This window comes from Kitasatospora sp. NPDC053308, assembly GCF_055585785.1.
This window is the reverse complement of sequence record NZ_JBVJJY010000015.1, coordinates 82,522-104,079: the sequence shown is the minus strand read 5'-3', so window position 1 is coordinate 104,079 and position 21,558 is coordinate 82,522. Positions and strand designations below refer to the sequence as shown.

Below are 21,558 nucleotides of genomic sequence, written 5' to 3'. Positions count from 1 at the left end.
TGCTGTCGCCGGTGTGTGGTGTGCGGTGGTGTTGTCGGCCGGGTGGGGTGTCCCTGCCGGTGCCGGTGCCGGTGCCGGTGCCGGGGTGCGGTGTCCGGGCTGGTGCGGTGGCGGGGTGTCCCTGTCGGTGCGGTGCTGGTGGGGGGTGTTAGGGGGTGGGGGTGGTGTGGTCGGTGTGGGTGGCGGTTTGGTAGTTGGTGAGGTCGAGGTGGCGGGTTTGGCGGCGGAAGGTCCAGGTGTAGGCGGGCCAGATGCTGGGGTTGTTGCCTTGGGTGTCGGTGTACCAGCTGGTGCAGCCGCCTTGGTTCCAGACGGTGTTCTTGAGGCGGGTCTGGAGGGTGTGGTTGTAGGTTTTCTGGGCTTCTTCGCGGACTTCGAGGGTGGTGAGGTGGTGGGTGTGGAGGGTTTTGAGGGCGGCGAGGATGTAGGTGATCTGGGCTTCGATCATGACGGTCTGGGAGGAGTGGCCGAGGGTGGTGTTGGGGCCGAGGATCATGAAGAGGTTGGGGAAGCCGTGGATGGTGGTGCCGCGGTGGGCGGTCATGCCGTGGGTGTTCCAGGTGTGGGCGAGGGTGGTGCCGCGGGCGTGGATGCGGTGGGCGATGGGGCGGTCGGTGGCGGTGAAGCCGGTGGCGAGGATGATGGTGTCGGTGTGGTGGCGGGTGCCGTCGGCGGTGGTGATGTGGGTGGGGCCGATGTGGGTGATGGTGTCGGAGATGATGTCGACGTTGGGTTGCTGGATGGCGGGGTACCAGGTGTTGGAGAACAGGAGGCGTTTGCAGCCGACGGTGTAGTCGGGGGTGAGGCGGGCGCGTAGGGCGGGGTCTTTGACGCTCTTCTTGAGGTGGCCGGCGGCCATGTTCTTCATGCCGGTGGTGCGGGTGGGGCGGGACATGAAGAACGCGACGATTTCGCGGCCGTGTTTGTTGAAGTTGCGGCGCAGGCGCTGGTAGCCGGGGAGGTGGCGCAGCATCCAGGTGTGGCGGGGGGTGTTGGGTTTGTCGGGTTTGGCGGCGACCCATGGGGGGGTGCGCTGGTAGAGGTCGAGGCGGGCGACGTGGGGTTGGATCTCGGGGACGAACTGGATGGCGGAGGCGCCGGTGCCGATGACGGCGACGTGGCGTCCGGTGAGGTCGTGGTCGTGGTTCCAGCGGGAGGAGTGGAAGACGGTGCCGGTGAAGGTGTCGAGGCCGGGCAGGTCGGGGATGGCGGGGTCGGAGAGGTAGCCGGTGCCGGTGACGAGGATCCGGGCGGTGTAGCGGCCCTGGCTGGTGGTGAGGTTCCAGTGGTGGTGGGTGTCGTCCCAGCGGGCTTCGAGGAGTTCGTGGTTGTAGCGCAGGTGGGCGTCGACGCCGTGGCGGGTGGCGGTCTGGCGCAGGTAGGCGTGGACTTCGGCCTGGGTGGCGAAGGTGGATTTCCACTCGGGGTTGCGGGCGAAGGAGAAGGAGTAGAGGTGGGCCTGGACGTCGCAGGCGCAGCCGGGGTAGGTGTTGTCGCGCCAGGTGCCGCCGAGGTCGTCGGCGCGTTCGAAGACGAGGAAGTCGTTCTCGCCGGCGCGTAGGAGGCCGATGGCGGTGCCGAGGCCGGAGATGCCGGCGCCGATGACGGCGACGTTGAGGTGGCGTACGGCGAGGTCGCCGGTGGGGTGGGGGGTGGTGCGGGTGGCGGGGGCGGCGGTGGTGCCCGCCGCGCCCGCGCTGCCCGCGCCGGTGGTGGTGCCGGCGGTGGTGGTGGGGGTGGCCCCCGCCGCCGGGGCGGGGGCGGTGGGGGCCGCGGTGGCACCGGTGGTGGTGTGGGGGGTGGTGGGGGTGGTGCGGTCGGGGGCGGGGGTGGTGGTCATGGCGTCGGTGTCCTCTTCTGCGGTGGCTGAGGTGCCGGTGGGGTGGCCTGGGGGTCAGGCGCGGCGGGTGAGGGTGACGCGGAAGTTGTTGAAGATGTGGTCTTCGAGGGTGTAGGCGAAGATGTCGAGGTAGCGCTCGAAGCGGGCGACGGTGGTCTCGTCGGTCATGGCGACGGCTTCGTCGCGGCGGGCGGCCAGGAGCTGGAGCCAGGCGCGGCAGGCGCGGGCGAAGGACTCGGGTTCGTTGCGGATCTCGGTGACCTCGAAGAGGCCGTCGAGGCCGGTGGCGAGTTCGGGCAGGCGCGGGATGTGGCAGCCCTCGAACTCCTCGCGCTGGAGGAACTTCAGGTCGTCCAGGAGCCGGCGGCGCAGCGGGGGGTTCTCGACGGTCATGGTGTGCAGGACGAAGCGGGCGCCGGGCTTGAGGAGGGAGTGGATCTGCTTGAAGAAGACGCGGTAGCGCTGGGTGCGCTCCTTGGGGGTGAGGGAGGAGAGCACGAAGTGTTCGAGGGCGTTGATGCAGAACGCGGCGTCGTAGGGGTCCTCGCCGTCGGCGAGGCGGTGGTCCTCCCAGCTTTCGACGCGGGCTTCGATGGCGGGGTTGGCGAGGGCGTCGACGAAGTCGGCCTGGGTGCGGGAGAGGGTGACGCCGACGGCGCGCTTGACGCCGTGGACGGTGGTGAGGCGGTTGAGCATGGTGCCCCAGCCGCAGCCGACGTCCAGGACCTTGTTGGTGTGGGCGGCGCGGGCGAGGTCGGTGAAGACGTCGAGCTTGCGTTCCTGGGCTTCGTCGAGGACGGCGACGAGGTCCTCGCCGTCCTCCCAGTAGCCGCCGGAGTACATCATGGTCGGGCCCAGGATGAGGCGGTAGAGCTCGTTGGGGACCTCGTAGTGGTGGCGGATGGCCTCGACGTCGGGGTTGATGGAACGGGCTTCGACGGTGGTCATGGGATGGGGCCCCTCGGTTGGTGGGTTTGCGGGAACGGAACGACGGGCGGACGGCCGGCGGCCGTCCGCACCGGGTGACCGGCCGGCCGGAGCACCGGCGTACCGGCCGGCCGGCTTGACCGGCTTGACCGGAGCACCGGGCCGGCCGGCTTGACCGGAGCACCGGCCGACCGGCTTGACCGGTGTACCGGTGTACGGCCGGTGGTGCGGTGTGCCGCACCGGTGTGGGCGCGGCCTGTCGGTGTGGCGGGTGCCTGGTCCTGCTCTGCCGGCCGGCGTGCGGACTCAGGCGGGACGGCCGGTGCCCGTGGGCTGTGCCGTACCGGGTGGCGCTGTGCCGGCCGCCCTGGCGGACGGCCGGTGGCCGGGTGGTGCCGTGCGTGGTGCTGTGCTGAACCGGCTTGCAGGAGCGGGTGGTTGGTGCGGGCCGTGCCTGTGGTGCCGGTTCGTTGTGGCCCTGGTCCTGCTCTGCCGGCCGGCGTGCGGACCCAGGCGGGACGGCCGGTGCCCGTGGGCACTGCCGTACGGGGTGGTGCTGTGGTGGCCGCCCTGGCGGACGGCCGGGTGGCCGGGTGGCCGGGTGGTGCCGTGCGTGGTGGTACGGGTGCCGAACCCGGCCTTTGGATATGGCCTGTCGGTGTGGCGGGTGTCCCTGAGGGGACTGCCGTACCGGGGGTGCCGTGTGCGGTGGTGCTGTGGTGAACCGGCGTGTGGGCGGCGGTGGTTGGTGTGTGCCGCCGCCTGTGGTTCCGGTTCGTTGTGGGCCTGGTCCTGCTCTGCTGGCTGGCGTGCGGACTCAGGCGGACGGCGGGTGCCCCGGGGGGTGCTGCCGTGCGGGGTGGTGCTGTGGTGGCCGTCCTGGCGGACGGCCGGGTGGCCGGGTGGTGCCGTGCGTGGTGGTGCGGGTGCCGAACCCGGCCTGTGGATGTGGCCTGTTGGCGTGGCGGGTGTCCCTGAGGGGACTGCCGTACCTGTGGTGCCGTGTGCGGTGGTGCTGTGGTGAACCGGCCTGCAGGAGCGGGTGGTTGGTGTGTGCCGTGCCGTGGTGCCGGTTCGTTGTGGGCCTGGTCCTGCTCTGCTGGCTGGCGTGCGGACCCAGGCGGCCGGCAGGTGCCCCTGGGGGTGCTGCCGTACCGGGTGATGCTGTCGCGACCTACGGCCGGTGATCGGTGGTCGCCGGCCGGTGGCGCTGTGCTGAACCGGCCTGTGGATATGGCCTGTCGGTGTGGCGGGTGTCCCTGAGGGGACTGCCGTACCGGTGGTGCCGTGCGTGGTGGAGCTGTGGTGAACCGGCGTGTGGGCGGCGGTGGTTGGTGTGTGCCGCCGCCTGTGGTTCCGGTTCGTTGTGGGCCTGGTCCTGCTCTGCTGGCTGGCGTGCGGACTCAGGCGGACGGCGGGTGCCCCGGGGGGTGCTGCCGTGCGGGGTGGTGCTGTGGTGGCCGTCCTGGCGGACGGCCGGGTGGCCGGGTGGTGCCGTGCGTGGTGGTGCGGGTGCCGAACCCGGCCTGTGGATGTGGCCTGTCGGTGTGGCGGGTGTCCCTGAGGGGGACTGCCGTACCGGTGGTGCCGTGTGCGGTGGTGCCGTGTGCGGTGGTGCTGTGGTGAACCGGCGTGCGGGCGGCGGTGGTTGGTGTGTGCCGTGCCTGTGGTGCCGGTTCGTGTGGGCCTGGTCCTGCTCTGCTGGCTGGCGTGCGGACTCAGGCGGGACGGCCGGTGCCCCGGGGGGTGCTGCCGTGCGGGGTGGTGCTGTGGTGGCGGTACCGCCGGTGGCCGGCGGCGGGTGGTGCTGTGCCGGGCCGGCCGGTTGGCTGTCCGGTCGTCTGGCCGTCGGGCCGTCGGGCCGTTGGGCTGGTTGGCCGTCCGGTCGTCTGGCCGTTGGTGGGTGGTGTGGCGGTGGGCGTGCGGGTGCGGTGTGTTGTGGGTCAGGTAAGCGTGTGTCTCGCAAGGGGGGCGCAAGGGGGTCGGGGGGTGGGGGGTTGCGGGGCGTTTGCGGGGGCGGGGGTTTCATGCGGTTTCGACAAGAGACGCGGCCCCCACGGCCGGGTCGCCTTCCGTCCGGTTTCTTCCTGCTGGTGTGGCCGGGGGTGCTTGTCCGGGTCTGTTCGCCGGTTCCCTGTGTTTGTCGTGTGCCGCTGCGGGTGTTGCGGGTGGCGGGCGGGGGGTCGGCGGTGGGTTCCGGGTGTGGCGCTTCCCGTCTGCGGCCGCCGTTGCCGTTGCCGTTGCCGTTGCCGTCGTCGCTGCCGCTGCCGTGGCCGTGGCCGTGGCCGGGAAACGGCTGTGGTGGTGGGCAGGGGGGTGGGCGGGTGGCGGTCCTTGTTCGACCCGCTTTTTTCCATTCGACGCGTTGACAGCCGCCCGTGTCCCGGTGAGTCCGGGGCGGGCGAGGAGAGGAAACGATCACCCATGTCGCAGATCCCCACCATCGAGGACCTGGCGCAGCAGCTGCAGGCGGTGTCCGGTGCGCGTGAGATCGACGCGGACGCGGCGTTGCAGCACATCGCGGACGTGGACTCGCTGGACCTGATGGAGTGGCTGTACGGGTTCCAGAACCAGTACCCGCACATTCCGGCCGACGAGTCGCTGTTCGCGGACATCGACGACACGACGACGCTGCGGGTGGTGCACGAGCGGATCCTGGCGCTCGTTCCCGCCGAGGGCAACTGAGGCCCCGGGGGCGGGGAGAGAGGGGTCGGGTGAGATGAGCGGTTTCGACGTCGCCGGCTGGGGGATGTGGGTCCCGCAGAAGGTGGTGACCAGCGAGGAGCTCGCCGAGCGGTTCGGGGTGGACGAGCACTGGATCGTCTCCCGGTGCGGGATCCGTGAGCGCCGGGCGGTGGGTCCGGGCCAGACCACGGCGTCGATGGCGGTCGAGGCCGGGCGCCGGGCGCTGGAGCGGGCGGGGCTGACGGGTGCGGACATCGCGCATCTGATCGTGGCCACGGCCACCCCGGAGCAGCCCTCGCCGGCGACGTCGGCGTTCGTCCACGACGAGCTGGGTATCGCGGGCAGCGCGCACGACGTGAACTCGGAGTGCGCGGGGTTCGTGTACGCGCTGGTGACGGCGGTGGGCCTGATGCGGATGGATCCGCGGCCGATCCTGGTGATCGGTTCGGACACGCACACGCAGACCGCGAACCCGGCGGACCGGGACCTGTCGATCCTGGTGGGGGACGGGGCGGGCGCGGTGGTGCTGACGCCGGGTCCGGTGGACCGGATCCGGGCGTGGAACCTGGGCGCGGACGGCTCGTGCAAGAACAGCCTGAAGGTCCTGGCGGGCGGTTCGCGGATGCCGACGACCGCGCAGACCGTCGCGCAGGGCCTGCACTACGCGCAGATCAACGGCAACGAGATCTATCTGAACGCGGTGCGGTACACGGTGCGCACGATCCGCGAGACGCTGGAGCAGGCGAAGATCACCGCGGCCGAGGTGGACCACGTGGTGCCGCACCAGGCGAACATCCGGATCATCAACTCGGTGCTGTCGCACACCGGTATCCCGCGCGAGAGGCTGGTGACGAACCTGGAGCGGTACGGCAACACCGCGTCGGGCTCGATCCCGATCGCGTTGGCGGAGGCGCTGGACGCGGGGCGGATCAAGGACGGTGACACGGTCCTGCTGGCCGGGTTCGGCGCGGGGATGACCTGGGGTTCGGTCCTGCTGACGTGGGGAGGCGCGCGGTGAGCGCGGGCACGGTGTTCGGTGAGCGTCCCCAGGCGCCGGTGGCGCTGGTCACCGGTGCCTCCGGGGGCCTGGGCAGTGAGCTGGCGGTGGCGCTGGACGCGGCGGGGTGCCGGGTCGCGGTGCACTACAACAGCTCCCGCCAGGGGGCGGAGAAGACCGCGGCGCGGCTGTCCAACGCGCATGTGCTGGTGAGCGGGTCGGTCGCGGACTTCGACGCGGTGAGCGCGATGTACGAGGAGATCCGGGCGGCGCTGGGGCCGGTGGACGTGCTGGTCAACAACGGTGCGATCCGCAAGGACGCGCTGATGGCGATGCAGAACCCCGCCGAGTGGCGCCAGGTGATCGACACGAACCTGATCGGCTCGTTCCACACGGCGCGGGTGTGCGTGCCGGCGATGCTGCGCGCGCGGTGGGGGCGGATCGTCAACATCGTGTCGCCGTCGGGTCTGATCGCCACCGCCGGGCAGACGGCGTACTCGGCGTCGAAGGCGGGGCTGATCGGCCTGACCCGGACGCTGGCCGCGGAGTGCGGGCGGCGCGGGGTGACGGTCAACGCCCTGTCACCCGGCTTCATGATCACCGGGATGACGGACACCCTGCCCGAGCACGTGAAGACCGCGATGCTGGAGAAGGTCCCGGTGCCGCGGTTCGTCACCCCGGCCGAGGTCGCCGCGTCCGTCACGCTGTTCCTGGACCAGGACTGCATGACCGGGCAGGTCATCAGCATCGACTCCGGGGCCTCCATCACCTGAACCCCCCGGCCCGCCCGGCGGTTTCTAGGGGTCGCGCTCGCGGGCGCGGCCTTCCGTACCCGCGCCCCCGTTCCCGTGCCGTCGGCGCGGGGCCGGGGGCCGCGCGCGGTTTCCGGCGGGGGCCGGTGCGCGGGGCCGGCCGTTCGCGGGTCGCGGGGGCGGCGTACCTGTTCGTCGTCACCGTTCCGTCCCCCGGGGGCCGCGCGCGGTTTCCGGCGGGGCCGGTGCGCGGGGCCGGCCGTTCGCGGGTCGCGGGGGCGGCCGTTCGTCCTTTCGGTCCCGCTTCGCGCGGGGGGGGGGGGCTCGTGGGCGCGGCCCTGTTCCCGTGCCTGCGCCCGCGTGCCGTCGGCGTGGGGCGGGCGCACCCGTTTCCGGGGGCGGTGTGGCCCGGGGCGGGGGCGGTGTGGCCCGGGACGGCGGCGGCCCGCCGGCCCCCGGGGGTTCCCGGCCGGGTGGCGGGGAGTCGGGGGCGGCGGGCCGCGGTCACGCGCGAGCGCGCCGTGCACGGATGCGTGCACGGATGCGTGCGTGGGGGTGGGGGCGCGGGGGTGCGTCCGGGGTGGGTCAGTTCAGGACGGCGAGCGCGGCGTCGTAGTTCGGCTCGTCGGCGATCTCGGAGACGAGCTCGGTGTGCAGGACGGTGTCGTTCTCGTCCAGGACGACCACGGCGCGCGCGGTCAGGCCGGCCAGCGGGCCGGAGTTGATGGCCACGCCGTAGGCGTCGTGGAAGTCGCGTCCGCGCAGGGTGGACAGCGTCTTGACGTTCTCCAGGCCCTCGGCGCCGCAGAACCGGGCCTGCGCGAACGGCAGGTCCGCGGAGATGCACAGCACCACGGTGTTGTCCAGGGCGCCGGCCTGGGCGTTGAAGGTGCGCACCGACGTCGCGCAGGTCGGGGTGTCGATGCTGGGGAAGATGTTGAGGACCTTGCGGGTGCCCGCGAAGTCCTTCAGCGAGGTGTCCGCGAGCCCCGCGCCGACCAGCGTGAACGCCGGGGCCTGGCTGCCGGCGGCGGGCAGCGCGCCGCCGACCTCGACCGGGTTCCCCTTCAGCGTGACCTGAGCCATGAAAAGCCTCCTACCAGCGGTGTACGGGTGTGCAACGCCGCCGATCCTACTGCCCGCCCCCGCCCCGCCCACCCCCTGACCACCGACTGGACACCCCTCCCCGCACCACCCCCGCCCCCGGCCCGTGGCCGCCCGCACCCCGGCCCGGCGGCCCGTGGCCCGGCCCTGCACCCCGCCCTGCACTGCGGCTCGTGGCCCGGCCCTGCACCCCGCCCTGCACTGCGGCTCGTGGCCGGCCCGTCCGGGGGCGGCGGGGCGACTCGGCGGCGGTGGCGGAGGGCCATGGTGCGGCGCGGTGGGAGAGCCGCACACGGGGCGCCCCTTCGCGCTCGCTCCGCCCGGGCGCTGTGGTGTTCCGTGCGGGGCCGGTGGTGGTGGGTGGTGCGTGCGTGGAGGGGTCCTGTCCGCGGGCGTTCCGTCCAGCGGCGCGGTGGTGGGTCGGGGTGCGGCGCGGTGGGGGGAGTCGTGGGCCGGCCGGTTCGTGCGGCCCGCCCCGTGCTGCGCGCCTCGGGCCCGTCCCCGGCCTCGGCCCGCCCCCGTTCCCGCCGTCGGGTGCGCGAGCGTGGGCATGGGGGAGTCGTGTGCCGGGCTCCCGTCCCGGCTTGCTCCGCCCGGGCGCTTGTGGTGTCCCGTGCGGGGCCGGGGTGGTGGGTGGTGCGTGCGTGGAGGGGTCCTGTCCGCGGGCGTTCCGTCCAGCGGCGCGGTGGTGGGTCGGGGTGCGGCTGGGTGGGGGGAGTCGTGAGCCGGCCGGTTCGTGCGGCCCGCCCCGTGCTGGGCCCGGCCCGTTCCCGGCCACGGGCGCGCGGGCGCGGGCGTGGGCGTGGCCGGGGGCGCGTGGGGGGATGGTGTTTGCGGGGCACCCCTTGCGGCTCGCCCTGCCCTGGGCGCCGCGGTGTCCCGTGCGGGGCCGGGCCGGTGGTGGTGGGTGGTGCGTGCGTGGAGGGGGCCTGTCCGCGGGCGTTCCGTCCGGGTGCGGTGGGTGTGGTGGTGGGTGGGAGTGCGGCGGGACGGGGGGTGTTCGCCGTATGACGTGCCGTCGGCGTCCTGGCGGCGGTCGCGCCGCCGGCGGCCTGGTCCATCGGCGGCCGGCGGGTGGCGGGGGTGTGGGTGTCTGTCGTGCCGTGCCGGTTGCCGCGGTGCCGTGAGAGCATCACCCGGTGCGCCGACTGACAGTCCTGGGAACCAGTGCCGCCCACCCCGAAGCCCACCGCGCCGCCAGCGGCTTCCTCCTCGACCACGACGGCTACCGCCTGGCCCTCGACCTCGGCTACGCCACCTTCCCCCGCCTGCTCCGCCACACCCCCGCCACCGGCCTCGACGCCGTCGTCGTCACCCACGAACACCCCGACCACTGCGCCGACCTCAGCGCCCTCGCCCGCGCCCGCCACTTCACCGTCCCCCGCCCGGCGCGCCTGCCCCTGTACTGCCCCGCGGGCGTCGTGGACCGCGTCCAGGCGATGGAACCCAGCGAAGACCTCCACGACGTCTTCGACATCCACCTCCTGCCGGCCCACGCCACCGTCCACCGGCTGGGCCCGCTGCGCCTGGAGACCGAGGCGCTGCCCCACCACGTCCCCCACGCGGGCGTGCGCCTGAGCGCCCCGGGCCTGACCCTCGCCTACAGCGGCGACGCGGGGCCGGGCCCCGCCCTGGCCCGCCTGGCCGCCCGGGCCGACCTCCTCATCGCCGGCGCCACCCTGTGCGGCACCCAGGCCCACGACCCCCTGCTGCTCAGCGCCGCCCAGGCCGGCACCGCCGCCCGCGACGCCGGCGCCGCCCGCCTGCTGCTCACCCACTTCTGGCCCGGGACCGACCGCGCCCTGCCCCTGGCGGAGGCCCGCCGCGCCTACGGAGGCGACGTGACCGCCGCCGAGGAGGACATGCGCCTGCCGCTGTGACCCCGCCGGCCCCGGCGCGGCCCCGGCCCGCCGTGGCCGGGCGCGCCGTCCCGGCCACGGCGCGGCTGCCGGGTCGCCCGTGCGGGGTGTGGGAAGTCGGTGGGGCCGACTTCCGGTGCGGGGCGGGGAGTGCGGGTGCGGGTGCCGGTGGTGGGTTCCGGTGCCGGTGCCGGTGCCGGTGCCGGGGGTGGCGGTGGTGTGGCCTGTGGGGTGTGGGAAGTCGGTGGGGCCGACTTCCGGTGCCGGCCGGGGGGTCGGGTGCCGGGGGCGGCGGGGTGTCGTCGCTCGGTGCCGGGCCGGCGGGGTCGGTGGTCGGGTCCGGGTGGCGGGGGGCGGGGTGGCGGTGGTGGGGCGGGGGTTGTCGTCCTGGGCCGGGCCGGGCCGGGCCGGTGGTGGTGGTGCGGTCTGGCGGGGGAAGTCGGTGGGGCCGACGTCCCGTGCGCGGCGGGGTGTTCGGGTTCGGGTGCCGGGAGGTCTGGCGGACCCTCCCGGTTCCCGCGCGAACGGGGGCGCTACCGTGCCGCCATGTGCATCTCGACCAGTGCGGCCGCGTTCTCCGGCACGATCGTGTACTGCGGTCGGCAACACCACCCCGTGCACGGCCTCATTCATGTCCTGGGCTACCAGAACACCGCCGTCAACCTCGCCGGCGGTCCGAACGCCATGCTGCTGCACCTGCCCACCCGGCAGCTCACCGCGGGGCACTTCCTCTCCACCGGACGCAGTGGCGACGTGCTGGAGCGCATGGTCGCCGCCGTTCGACCCGTCGCCGTCGCCGTCGCAGCCGACGAGATCGTGTGGATGAGCGCGGAGCCGGAGGCCGTCCGGGTTTTCGAGCACGACGTCTACACGGTGCTGCTGGCCGCCGACCCCACCGCGATCCCGGCGGCACTGCACCGGGTGCCGGCGCACCGGCGTCCGTCCCTCGACCCGGACCTCCTGCGCTTCTACGCCGACCACTTCCCCGACCACACCGTCGCCGTGTGCTGCTTCGACAACGCGGACGCGCAGCGTGCCGCACCCCTCCTGCTGTGGTACTCGCCCCTCGACCCCGACCGGCTGACCGTGCCCGCGCTGGACGGCCACACCGGAGCAGTGCCCGATCTCGACGCCGTCGTCCCCGTCGACCACTGGGTCCTGATGTCCACCGACCGGGCTCCCTCCGGCTGGGGCGAGAGCGTCGAGTACCCCGAGGGCATGCGCCACAGCCTGCGCTCCTTCCTTCCCGCCGCTGTCGTGGGCCGGTACTACGGGGCGGGAGAGGCCCTGCCCAACGGGGACTTCACCATCGGCCACCGCGACCTCCTCGCCGGCGGCCTCGACCGCGTCGAGCGCCGCCGGCCGGCCCGCCGCTGAGCTCGGGCACGGCGGCTTCCACCCTGGGGTGACGGGGCGTCACCGGCGCGCGGAAAGCGCGGTCGGCGTCACGGCGTCCGTGCCGCGATCGCCGGCCGGGCCGCCTTGCGCCGCGCGCTCCTCCGGGCCGGTGCCGAGTCCTCCCGCCTCCCGGGCACCGGATCCGGCCGTGCCGGGCGCCGAAGGGACGGCCCCGCCCCCGAAGAGCCGTCCGGATCCAGACGGACGCGGTGCTCGCGCGCAGCGGCGTGATCGCCGCATCGGCCGCCGGCGATGCCTCGAGCGGAGAGGGAACCGCCGTCCAGGACTCGCGACGCGGTCCGTGCCGCCTGCCCGTCATCGGTTCGCGCCGGTTCCTCCGACGCCTGGCGGTCAGCCGACCCGGACACCACGCGCTGGTCGCGGGTGAGATCGAATCCGATCTCCTGGGCGGGCCCGGTCCGCGATCACCGGGGCGTCCGCGGCGATCGCCGGATCAGAGGAGATCTCCGGTCCGGGGAACGGGAGGCCTCCGTCGTCGGCTCCGCGGGCGAGCGCCGGCGCGACCAGGGCCCGACGGGCCACCCGGCCGGCGGGGTCACGGTCCACCCGTTCGCCGGCGTAGGCGTGCGGCTTGTGGATCGTCACGCGATCGTTCGCCCGGTCACGCCGGAACTCATCGTCGCGCGGGAGTGCTTCCAGAGCGGACAGGCCGTCGTTCGGAGCCTGCACCATGCGTTCGGCGGACTCGGCATGGCCGGTGTCGTATCCGGACTGTCGAAGCCTGTCGATCTCTCTGGCTCACCCGGCCGTCATGAAGGTCGTGGGCGTCCGGCGCCCCCGAAAACGGACGGGCGCTCGCGCCCCGCGCCTGCCAGGGACACGGATCGTCAGGACCCGGATCGCACCCTGCGGGCTTAACTTCGGCTCCTGGCGCACACTCCCACCCGCGTCACCCCCTCAGGTGGCTCCCGTCCTCGCCGCGGGCGGGGCCGACGCGGCCGGTGGTCCGGTTTGTGCGGCAGGGGGTGGTCGGTTCGGCCCGGCGCGGGATGTCGGTGGGGCTGACTTCCCGTGCGCGGGAGGGGGGTTGAGGGTGCGGTGGCGGGCGGGTGGCCCGCGCGGGGCGGGTGGGGAGTCGGTGGGGCCGGCGTCCGGTGCGGGTCCGGGGGCGGGGCGGGGCTGGGGGTGGGAGGGGGCCGGGGGCCGGCGGGGGTGTCCGCGTCAGCGGGGGCGGGTGGCGGGCTGGAGGCGGAAGGAGAGGGCTTCCAGCAGGCGGCGGTGGCGGGTCTTGTGGACCGCGGCGATGCGCCATCGGCCGTCGGCCTCGCGGACCAGGGTGTAGGTGGCGATCTTGCCCAGCCGCCGGGGGCGGCCCTTGTGGACCTCGCCCAGGGCCACCGCCACCGCCGTGTCCGGGCCCGGGAAGCGCAGGTCCGTCACCCGCACGGTGAGCTTCGTGCCCTTGAGGACGCCGTCGAACAGGGCCTGGTGCGCCCGTCCGATCTCCTGGGCGCCGCGGTGGAGGGTGCCGATGTAGGTGACGTCGGTGGCGTCCGCGGTGAACTGCGCGCCGTACGCGGCGCCGTCGCCGCGTCCCCAGGCGTCGGCGGCGCGTGTCAGCAGGGCGTGGATCGCGGCGGTGTCGGCCTGCCGGGCGGTGCCGGGGCCGGTGGGGCGGGAGGTGTCGGGCGTGGGCATGGCGGACCCCTTCATGGTAGCTTCTCCAGTAAAGAAGCTTCGTTGAAGATTTCTCTTCCTCGGAGAAGAGACTAGGGAGGAGGGGTTCACGTGTCAACGCCCGAGACACCCGGCGGGCCCGAGGGCGGGAGCGGGGACGCGGGGGAGGTGTACCGGCGGTATCTGAGCGCGGTCCTGTTCCACGGCCACGCCGCGGCGCGGGCCTGCGGACTGGGCGCCACCGACCTGTACGCGCTGAACATCCTGCAGCTGGCCGGTGCCATGACCCCCGGCGAGCTGGCCGCCCGCACCGGGCTGACCACCGGCCCCACCACGCGCCTGATCGACCGTCTGGAACAGGCCGGCTACGTGCGCCGCACCCCCGACGCCTCGGATCGGCGCAAGGTCCTCGTCGAGCCGCTGGCCGTCCCCGCCGCCCTGGACGAGGCGCTGGAGCCGGCCCGCCGCGGTGTCGGCGAGATCATCGCCGGCTGCACCCCCGGGCAGCGCGAGGTCCTCTTCGACTACTTCGCCCGCGCCGCCGACGTCTACCGGCGCGCCGCCGAGCAGCTGCGCGACGCCTGAACGCGGACCCGGGCCGCCGTGACCCGGACGCAGGCGGCGGGGCACCGACGGCCGGCCGGGGGCGTGCCGCCGGGGGCGGAGGCGGCGGGGGCGACGGGGGTGCCGTCGGGGGCGGAGGCGGCGGGCGGGGCCGGCGGGTCGCCGGTGCGCGCGCCCCGCGCCGCGCGGGCCGCGGGCGGGGTGCGGGGTGCGGGGTGTCAGTCGAGGGCGAGGCGCTTGTTGAGGGCCTCGCCCGAGGGCAGGGGGTCGATGAAGCGGTGCAGGACGGTGAGGACCGCGTCGGTGTCCAGGCCCTCGCAGGCGGCGTCCGTCGCGGCGTAGAGGAACTCCTCGATCGCGGCGACCTCGGTGGCCAGGCGTTCGCCCTCGGGGGTGAGGTCGAGCCGCAGGTAGCGGCGGTCGTCGGGGTCGGTGCGGCGCTCGACCAGCCCGGCCGCCACGACGCGTTCCACCAGCCGGCTCGGGTTGGTGCCGCTCTCGCACACCAGCAGCTGCCCGAGCCCGCTCAGGCTCAGCGGGCCGTGCTGCTGCAGCAGGCGCAGCACCTCGGCCTGGGAGGGGGTGACGCCGTGGGGCTTGAGGGCCTGGATCAGCAGCCGGTTGCCCTCGCGCTGGGCCGCCAGGATCGCGAACCGCAGGTGTTCGGCCTTACGCACCGGCGGCCTGCCCGGCGGCGGGGAGGGCGGCGAGGAAGTCGGTGACCGCGGCGGCGTAGGTGCCGGGGTGGGAGAAGCGGAACATGTGCCCGGTGCGTTCCAGTACGACCTCCCGGGCGTCGGGGATGCCCGCGAGCATGACCTTCGAGGCCTTCTCGCCGATCAGCACGTCGTGCGCGGGTGTCAGCAGCAGGGTCGGGACCGCGACGCGGCCCAGCGCGCCGGTGTAGTCGGCGCCCAGGACGGCCCGCACCCGGGCGTCGAAGGACGCGGCCGGGGTGTTGGCCAGGAACAGCTCGCGGCTGCGCGCCTCGTTCCAGGGCACCTGTCCCTCGCCGTCGAACGGGGAGGCGAGGCGGCGGGCGTGCACCCGCAGCGTCAGCTGCCGGTAGAGCGGGCCGCGCGCCTTGCCGGCCGCCCGCATCAGGGCCTTCCACGCCTTCGAGTCGACCGGGTCGGCCGCGAACCCGCCGGACAGGACCAGGGCGCGCAGGCCCGGCGGGCGGCGGGTGGCGAGCGCGAGCGCGATGTTCGCGCCGAACGAGTCGCCGACCAGCACGTAGTCCTCCAGGTCCGCGACCGCGTCCCGGACGTGGTCGGCGTAGCGCTCGATGTCGTCGACCCCCTCGGGCAGGCGCAGCGTGCGCCGGGGCGCCGGCCCGTAGGGGGCGAGCTGCTCGGCGCTCCACGGGGCGCCGGACAGGCAGGGGACGAAGACGAGGGTCGGATTCTTCTCCAGGGTGCCCATAACGGACACGTTACACGACACATGTGTCGTGTCATATGTAAGCGGGGTCACATCCGGGTCCGTGCGGGGCGGGGCGGGTCCGTGCGGGGCGGGGCGGAGGTTGTCCGGGATGGCTTGGGGCTGGCGGCGCGGTGCGGCCGTGGCGGCGGCGCGCACGGGACGCTGCGGGGATGCGGCGGCGCCCGGGACGGGATGGCCGACTGGGCCGCGAGGGGAAGCGGGCTCGCGGGCGGGGGCGCGGGCGGGGTGCGGCTGCCGCACGGCGGCGCTGCGCCGTCCGCCCGGGCGGGGAGTCGCGCCGGATCTGCGGGCCGGTGCCCGTGCCGGCCCCGGCGCGTCCGCGTCCCCTGGGGCGGGCTGAGGTTGTCCGGGATGGCTGGGGCGGCCGGCGGGGTCGGCTGTGGCGGTGGTGTGCACGGGACGCTGCGGGGGTGCGGCGGCATCCGGGACGGGGTGGCTGACTGGGCGCGGGGAGGCCGGCGCGGGTGGGGTACGGCTGCCGCATGGCGGATCTGCGGGCCCGGGCCGGTGCCGGTGCCGGTGTCGGGCCGGTGCGTCCGCGTCCATGGGGTTGGCGGCGGGGGCGGGGTGCGGGTGCGGCTGTGGCGGGGTGCGGCTGCCGCACGGCGGCGCTGCGCCGTCCGCCCGGGCGGGGGAGCCGGGCCGGAGCTGCAGGCCCGGGCCGGTGCCGGGCCGGCGCGTCCGTCCCCGGGGTTGGCGGCGGGGGCGGTCGTGGCGGTGGCGCGCACGGGGCGCTGTGGGGGCGCGGCGGCATCCGGGACGGGGTGGGGCCGCGGGTGGAGGCGAGGGGGCGGGGCGCCCGGCGGGGTACTGGCGGGTGGTGTCCCGCCCGGCCGCACGGCGGCGCTGCGCCGTGCGGCCGGGCGGAGGAGCCGGGCCGGAGTTGCGGGCCCGGGCCCGTTGCGGTGCCGGGCCTCGGCGCGTCCGCGTCCCCCGGGGTGCCGGGGTGGGGGCCGGGGGAGGGCGGGGGTGGTCCGGCGGGTTCAGGCGTAGCGGTCGAACAGGGCCTGCAGGTAGTCCTCCAGGCGGGCGGTCAGGAGTTCCGGTGTCAGGTCGGTGCGGCCCAGCTCGCGCCAGGGGACGGCGACCTTCTCGGCGTCCGGGGCGAACGCGAGGGCGTCCAGCAGCCGCCAGTACAGGTGGTCGCGGCCCTCGGCGAGGGTGCCGCCGGCCTCCCGGTACCGGTCGGCGAAGGCCAGGCCGGCGGTGGGGCCGTGGAGCAGGGCCAGAGCGGTGGAGCAGTGGGCGACGTCCAGGTCGGCCGGCCCCCAGGAGGTCTCCACCCAGTCGACCACCCCGCTGACCGCCAGCTCCGCGCCGCTGCCGGTGAACAGCACGTTGCCGGGGTGGAAGTCGCGGTGCAGGAAGCACGGGCGCAGCGCCGGCGCCGCGCGGTCGATCTCCGCCACCGCCCGCGCCCACAGGGCGGGGCGCGCCGTGGCCCCGGGCACCCGCACCAGGCCGGGGGCCGTCCACGCCTGCCAGGCGCGCGGGCGCTGCCCCTCGCCGACGGTGAGCGCGTGGACGCCGGCGAGCTGGACTGCCAGCAGCCCCGCGCGCCGGGCGGTGTCCGCGTCCTGCTCCAGGCGCACCCGCCCGGGCAGGTGCGTCATCACCAGTGACGGGTGGTCGCAGGCCGCGCCCCGCGCGTCCAGCGCGCGCAGCCGCGCCGCCGGGACGGCCCCCCTCTCCAGCAGCCGCAGCACCCCGGCCTCGCGCTCCAGCAGGCCCGGCGCGTGCCGGCGGTAGAACGGCTTGACGAAGGAGCGCAGCACCAGCGCGTGCCCGCCGCCGCCGCCGGGGCCCTCGACGTCCAGGCGGCGCATCCGCGAGGTCCACCCGCCCTTGAGCTCCGTCACCGCGGTGATCCGCTCGCCGGGCCGCAGCGCGCCCCGCGCCCAGCGCAGGGTGTCCGCGAAGGTCCGCCCCCCGGCCCCGCCGCCGTCGCCGTCGCCGTCGTCACCGTTTCCGATCATGGACCGGGAGCCTACGCCCCGCCCCGGGCCCCACACCGGGCAGGGACCCGCACCGGGCCGGGACCCGCACCGGGCCGGGACCCGCACCGGGAGCAGGACGAGGGACAGGGGCAGAGGCCGGGGCGGGCCCCAGTGCCGTCTCAGGACGGCGCGGTGTCCCGCACCTCCGCGTCCGCGGCCGCCACCACCGCCGACAGCAGGCCCGGGAAGCGGCGCTCCAGCTCCTCGCTGCGCAACGCGTTCATCTTGGTCGTGCCCACGTAGTACTGGCGCAGCAGTCCCGCCTCGCGCAGCACGCTGAAGTGGTGGCTGGAGGTCGAACGCCCCACCGGCAACTCGAAGGAACCGCAGCTGAGATCGGCCCCCGCGTGCGCGAGCGTGCGCACCACCGACCTGCGGGCCGGATCAGCGAGCGCCTCCAGCACCTGCTGGACGCTCACGTCCTCCACACCAGGGTGCACGATCACCCGCGCCACCACGCGTGCCCGTCCCACACCCACCACCCCTTCCCACTGCTCGACCCCCGTCCGTCTCATGGTCAAAAACCGCGCCGTGCGCGCGACTTCACGCCCAGACGCTACTACGCCCGGCCCATCTGCCACGCCCCCCGCAACACCCGCGCAACACGTCCGGGCAAGCCCCGCCCCGGCAACGGGCCCGCCCGGCCGGAGGGCCAGGGGACCAGGGGGAAGGGAGGGGCCCGCGGCCCGGGCGGGGTGCGCGGGCCGCCGGTCAACGGGCCGGGGAGAACGGGCGGTTGCGGGCCGGGTGGAGGGGGTGACGGGGGCGGCGGGGGTGCGCGGGCCGTGGTCAACGGGCCCGGGGAGAACGGGTGGCTGCGGGACGGGGGGAGGGGGCGCAGGGTGCAGGGGGACCGGCGCGGGGCGGCGCGGGGTGCTGGACGCCGCGGGCGACGGGCGGGGTGGACGGGCCGGTTGCGGGACGGGGTGGCCGGGGACCGGCGCGGGGTGCCGGGGCCGCGGTCAACGGGCCGGGGGAGAGGGGGATGGCGGCGCCGGGGGCCGCGCTCAAGGGGCCCGGGTGGACGGGCGGTTGCGAGAGGAGGGGGACCGGGGTGGCGGGGGACCGGGGTGGCGGGGGGCCGGCGTGGGGCGGCGCGGGGTGCCGGGGCCGCGGTCAACGGGCCGGGGGAGAGGAGGGTGGCGGCGCCGGGGGCCGCGGGCAACGGGCCCGGGTGGACGGGCGGTTGCGAGAGGAGGGGGACGGGGTGGCGTGGGGCGGCGCGGGGCGCTGGACGCCGCGGTCAACGGGCCGGGGTGGACGGGCGGTTGCGGGCGGGGGGGCCGGGGCGGGGTCGGGCGAGGGGTGGCCGGGGTCCGGGCGGCGGGACGGGGTGGTGGGCAACGGGCTTGGCCGGACGGGCGGTTGCGGGCCGGGGGAGAGGGGGCGGCGGGAGAGGGGGCGCGTGGCCGGACGGGCGGTTGCGGGCCGGAAAGGGCGGGGATGGGGGCGGGCGGGGGGTGGGGGGTGGTCCCGCCCGCCCCCGGGGTCAGGCGGCGCGCACCGGGGTGGGGGCGGGGCGGGGCAGGCGGGTGAGGGCCAGCGGCTCGAAGATGCCCATCAGGACCGGGTCCACCGCCCGTACCGCCGCCGGGGCGGGCGGTGCGGGGGTGGGGGTGCGCAGCAGGGCGAGGTAGAGCTCCTGGGTCTCGGCGGCCGGGTCGATGCCCAGTTCCTCCGCCAGTACCCGGCGCAGCTGCTGGTAGCAGCGCAGCGCCTCGGCGCGGTTGCCGGAGGCGGCCAGGGCCTCCATGCGGCAGCGGTAGGCGCTCTCGCGGAACGGGGCGCGGCGCACCGCCTCGTCGGCCCAGCGCAGCGCGTGGTGTTCCTCGCCGAGCGCGGAGGCCGCCAGGCTCGCCGTCTCCAGCGCGCTGATCCGCAGTTCCTCCACGTGCTCGCGCACGCCCTGCACCCACTCGCCCTCGTGGTCGGGCAGGAACGCCCCGCGCAGGTTGGCCAGCGCGCCCGCGGCCAGCTGCTGGGCGACCGCGTGGCCGCCCGCGGCCAGCGCCTCGCCGGCCTCCCCGACGGCCGAGGCGGCGGCCTCCAGGTCCACCGCCGCGTCCGCCGGCAGCCGCAGCACGTAGCGCCCGCCCTGGGCGATCAGCGGGGTCGCGCCGGGGCCCTGGGCGGGGTCGGTGACGAACGCCCGCACCCGGCTGACCACGCTGCGCAGCGCCGAGGCCCAGGTGTCGGGCAGGCCGTCGGGCCAGATGGTGTCGGCCAGTTGGTCGCGGCTGGTGCCGCTGGAGCGCTCCAGGACCAGGCGGGCGAACGCCACCTGGGCCTGCGCGCTGGACAGGTGCTGCGGGGCACCGTCCTCGTGCTCGACCGCCACCAGACCGGTGAGGCGGATCAGCATCGCCGCCCCCCCGATCTGCCGGACGGACTGTCTTCCCTGAAGCCGTTCAATTAGCTCCAACCCCCTTGAGCCAAAGCGGAAGTGACGGCCCGTGCCGGACCGTCGGCATGGGAAACCCGGAACAGAACGAAAACCGCCGACCAGCCGTTCGGTTTCGGCGGATTTCGACCATACATTCGCCGCGAGGCGCGGTGTCAACACCGGTCGGGGAAACATACCCGCCGACCGGTCGATGCGTCGTGGACGCAAGGTTTCCGCACGTCAGAGCGTTCCCGCAGGCCGGGAAAGCGGCTATTGCGGACGCCTTGCGCATCCTGCCGTAGAAATGTAGCCATCCTTGAGCACCCCGCGTGAAGGCTTCGAGAAATCCCGCCCGCAGCCGCCCCGTACCCCCAGCCCTACCGCACCCGCGCCGCCCCGTACCGCGCAATACCGGGAATCAGCCGCAGGAAAACCGGAAGAGAACCGGAAGGAAACCGGACCGCAGCCGGACACGCGCCGGAGCGGCACCGGACACCCGCGGACCAGCACCCCGGAACGCCCCGGAACACCCGCACACCCCGCGGACACCCGCGGACCAGCACCCCGGAACGCCCCGGAACACCCGCACACCCCGCGGACACCCGCGGACCAGCACCCCGGAACACCCCGGAACGCCCCGGAACACCCGCACACCCCGCGGACGCCCCGCGGACACGCGCGCAAGCCCCGCACCCCCCTGTGAAGCCGAGAAGTCCGTGACGCCGTGAAGGAGAAACGCCCGTGAACGCCACCGGAGCATGGGACCGCCTGGAGCCGAAGCTGGCCGCAACGAACGCCCGGGTGGCCGCACTGGAGTCCGACCCCTCCCGGCGCAACAGCTTCGTCGCCTACACCATGGAACGCGACAGCGCCTACTGCGACCTCGACGGCGAGCGCCTGCTCATGATGTCCGGCTACTCCTACCTCGGCCTGGCCGGCGACGAGCGCGTGGTGGCCGCCGCCAAGGCCGCCGTCGACGTCTACGGCACCGGCAACCACGGCGTGCGCGCCCTGGCCGGCACCATCCCGCTGCACGAGGAACTCGAGGCCGAGGTCGCCAGCTACGCCCGCCGCGAGCGCGCCCTGGTCTTCGGCTCCGGCTACGCCGCCAACGTCGGCACCGTCGGCGCCCTGGTCGGCCAGGGCGACACCGTCCTGATCGACAAGTACGACCACGCCTCCATCGTCGACGGCTGCCGCCTGTCGGGCGCCACCGTCACCCGCTTCCGCCACAACGACGTCGAGCACCTGGAGCGCCGCCTGAAGGCCGCCTCCCCCACCGGGGTGCGCCTGGTCATCGTCGACAGCGTCTACTCCATGGACGGCGACATCGCCCCGCTGCCCGAACTGCGCGAGGTCTGCGACCGCTACGACGCGCTGCTCATGGTCGACGAGGCCCACGCGCTGGGCGTCATCGGCGCGACCGGCGGCGGCATCGAGGAGCACTTCGACCACACGGTCCGCGTCGACATCAAGCTCGGCACCCTCTCCAAGGCCATCCCCTCCATGGGCGGCTGGGTCGCCGGCAGCCACGACCTCATCGGCCACCTGCGCTACGCCGCCCGCCCGTTCCTGTTCTCCGCCGCCCTGGGCCCCGCCCAGACCGGCGCCGCCCTGGAATCCCTGCGCATCCTGCGCCGCGAGCCCGAGCGCGTCACCCACACCCAGGTCCAGGCCGAGCGCCTGCGCAGCCGCCTGAACGCGGCCGGCATCTCCACCATGGACTCCACCACCGCCGTGCTGCCCGTCATCGCCGGCTCCGACGACGCCGCCTACGACTACGCCACCGCCTGCCGCAAGGCCGGCGTCATCGGCCTGCCCGTCGTCACCCCCGCCGTGCCCAACGACCTCGCCCGGCTGCGCATCGCGGTCACCGCCCGCCACACCGCCGCGGACATCGACTTCGCCGCCGAGGCGTTCCTGACCGCGGCCGCCCAGACCGGCCTGATCTGACCACCCCCCGCCCGC

The 21,558-nt window shown here is 75.2% G+C and carries 16 protein-coding genes; 7 read left to right on the top strand and 9 right to left on the bottom strand.

The genetic code is table 11. The features are described 5' to 3' along the window. Positions 1–148: 148 nt before the first annotated feature. Entirely contained in the window at positions 149–1,840 is a 1,692-nt protein-coding gene (locus ACZ6Y7_RS28040) for a flavin-containing monooxygenase (protein WP_465760718.1), read from the bottom strand. A 54-nt stretch (positions 1,841–1,894) separates the two neighbouring features. Then, positions 1,895–2,788: a class I SAM-dependent methyltransferase gene (locus ACZ6Y7_RS28035; RefSeq protein ID WP_465760717.1), complete on the bottom strand. Its 894-nt coding sequence runs from the start codon at positions 2,786–2,788 to the stop codon at positions 1,895–1,897. Positions 2,789–5,191: 2,403 nt separating this feature from the next. On the opposite strand from ACZ6Y7_RS28035, the gene ACZ6Y7_RS28030 reads away from it, so the two are divergent. From ACZ6Y7_RS28030 to ACZ6Y7_RS28020, 3 genes are read left to right on the top strand one after another with little or no spacing between them, the layout of a single operon-like run. Then, positions 5,192–5,452 carry a hypothetical protein gene (locus ACZ6Y7_RS28030; protein WP_402214061.1) on the top strand — a complete coding sequence of 87 codons (261 nt, stop codon included), beginning with the start codon at positions 5,192–5,194 and terminating at the stop codon, positions 5,450–5,452. Between the two features lie 34 nt (positions 5,453–5,486). Then, positions 5,487–6,470 carry a 3-oxoacyl-ACP synthase III family protein gene (locus tag ACZ6Y7_RS28025; RefSeq protein WP_465760716.1) on the top strand — a complete coding sequence of 328 codons (984 nt, stop codon included), beginning with the start codon at positions 5,487–5,489 and terminating at the stop codon, positions 6,468–6,470. Next, positions 6,467–7,222: an SDR family NAD(P)-dependent oxidoreductase gene (locus ACZ6Y7_RS28020; protein ID WP_465760715.1), complete on the top strand. Its 756-nt coding sequence runs from the start codon at positions 6,467–6,469 to the stop codon at positions 7,220–7,222. Before ACZ6Y7_RS28025 ends, ACZ6Y7_RS28020 begins: the two co-directional genes overlap by 4 nt. Before the next feature lie 564 nt (positions 7,223–7,786). Here ACZ6Y7_RS28020 and tpx read toward each other — a convergent pair. Next, positions 7,787–8,287 (bottom strand): thiol peroxidase, encoded by a 501-nt coding sequence (gene tpx / locus ACZ6Y7_RS28015; RefSeq protein WP_465760714.1) that lies wholly within the window; start codon positions 8,285–8,287, stop codon positions 7,787–7,789. A 1,157-nt stretch (positions 8,288–9,444) separates the two neighbouring features. Here tpx and ACZ6Y7_RS28010 point away from each other — a divergent pair. Next, positions 9,445–10,185 (top strand): MBL fold metallo-hydrolase, encoded by a 741-nt coding sequence (locus ACZ6Y7_RS28010; protein WP_465760713.1) that lies wholly within the window; start codon positions 9,445–9,447, stop codon positions 10,183–10,185. 525 nt (positions 10,186–10,710) lie between these two features. Next, positions 10,711–11,541, top strand: a complete 831-nt coding sequence (locus ACZ6Y7_RS28005; RefSeq protein ID WP_465760712.1) for a hypothetical protein — start codon at positions 10,711–10,713, stop codon at positions 11,539–11,541. A gap of 1,203 nt (positions 11,542–12,744) precedes the next feature. On the opposite strand, the gene ACZ6Y7_RS28000 is transcribed toward ACZ6Y7_RS28005, so the two are convergent. After that, positions 12,745–13,221 carry an SgcJ/EcaC family oxidoreductase gene (locus ACZ6Y7_RS28000; RefSeq protein ID WP_465760711.1) on the bottom strand — a complete coding sequence of 159 codons (477 nt, stop codon included), beginning with the start codon at positions 13,219–13,221 and terminating at the stop codon, positions 12,745–12,747. A gap of 90 nt (positions 13,222–13,311) precedes the next feature. Here ACZ6Y7_RS28000 and ACZ6Y7_RS27995 point away from each other — a divergent pair, with 90 nt between their 5' ends. Beyond that, positions 13,312–13,785, top strand: coding sequence for a MarR family winged helix-turn-helix transcriptional regulator (locus ACZ6Y7_RS27995; RefSeq protein ID WP_465760710.1), 474 nt, complete (start codon positions 13,312–13,314; stop codon positions 13,783–13,785). Positions 13,786–13,982: 197 nt separating this feature from the next. Here the strand turns inward: ACZ6Y7_RS27995 and ACZ6Y7_RS27990 are convergent, their stop codons facing one another. The 5 genes from ACZ6Y7_RS27990 to ACZ6Y7_RS27970 form a co-directional block, all read right to left on the bottom strand. Beyond that, positions 13,983–14,441 (bottom strand): MarR family winged helix-turn-helix transcriptional regulator, encoded by a 459-nt coding sequence (locus ACZ6Y7_RS27990; RefSeq protein ID WP_465760709.1) that lies wholly within the window; start codon positions 14,439–14,441, stop codon positions 13,983–13,985. Next, the gene (locus ACZ6Y7_RS27985; protein WP_465760708.1) at positions 14,434–15,189 is read right to left on the bottom strand and encodes an alpha/beta fold hydrolase; all 756 of its coding nucleotides are present in this window, start codon (positions 15,187–15,189) and stop codon (positions 14,434–14,436) included. Before ACZ6Y7_RS27985 ends, ACZ6Y7_RS27990 begins: the two co-directional genes overlap by 8 nt. 1,004 nt (positions 15,190–16,193) lie before the next feature. Continuing rightward, a complete protein-coding gene (locus ACZ6Y7_RS27980) occupies positions 16,194–17,186 on the bottom strand; it encodes a phosphotransferase family protein (protein WP_465760707.1) in 993 nt (330 codons plus the stop codon). Positions 17,187–17,326: 140 nt separating this feature from the next. Continuing rightward, positions 17,327–17,680: an ArsR/SmtB family transcription factor gene (locus ACZ6Y7_RS27975; protein WP_465760706.1), complete on the bottom strand. Its 354-nt coding sequence runs from the start codon at positions 17,678–17,680 to the stop codon at positions 17,327–17,329. A 1,016-nt stretch (positions 17,681–18,696) separates the two neighbouring features. Beyond that, the gene (locus ACZ6Y7_RS27970; protein ID WP_465760705.1) at positions 18,697–19,569 is read right to left on the bottom strand and encodes an AfsR/SARP family transcriptional regulator; all 873 of its coding nucleotides are present in this window, start codon (positions 19,567–19,569) and stop codon (positions 18,697–18,699) included. Between the two features lie 762 nt (positions 19,570–20,331). Here ACZ6Y7_RS27970 and ACZ6Y7_RS27965 point away from each other — a divergent pair. Then, positions 20,332–21,543, top strand: coding sequence for an aminotransferase class I/II-fold pyridoxal phosphate-dependent enzyme (locus tag ACZ6Y7_RS27965; protein WP_465760704.1), 1,212 nt, complete (start codon positions 20,332–20,334; stop codon positions 21,541–21,543). The last annotated feature ends 15 nt before the right edge of the window (positions 21,544–21,558 follow it).